This is a genomic window from Klebsiella sp. HN106 (assembly GCF_051209435.1).
Taxonomy (GTDB): Bacteria; Pseudomonadota; Gammaproteobacteria; order Enterobacterales; family Enterobacteriaceae; genus Klebsiella; species Klebsiella oxytoca.
The window spans coordinates 1-248 of sequence record NZ_JBLURD010000327.1; the positions used below are offsets into that span (position 1 = coordinate 1).

General features: G+C 44.8%; 1 pseudogene. It reads right to left on the reverse strand.

Going from position 1 to position 248, the window contains the following annotated elements:
• Positions 1-125, reverse strand: a pseudogene (locus ACSIPU_RS31410) (transposase zinc-binding domain-containing protein); the annotation flags it as partial.
• Positions 126-248: the final 123 nt, after the last annotated feature.

A 248-nucleotide genomic window follows, 5' to 3' on the forward strand; every position in this document is an offset into this window, starting at 1 on the left:
TGCTCGGCGTGGCAAGACTCGCAGCGAACCCGTAGAAAGCCATGCTCCAGCCGCCCGCATTGGAGAAATTCTTCAAATTCCCGTTGCACATAGCCCGGCAATTCCTTTCCCTGCTCTGCCATAAGGGGTCTGACGCTCAGTGGAACGAAAACTCACGTTAAGGGATTTTGGTCATGAGATTATCAAAAAGGATCTTCACCTAGATCCTTTTAAATTAAAAATGAAGTTTTAAATCAATCTAAAGTATA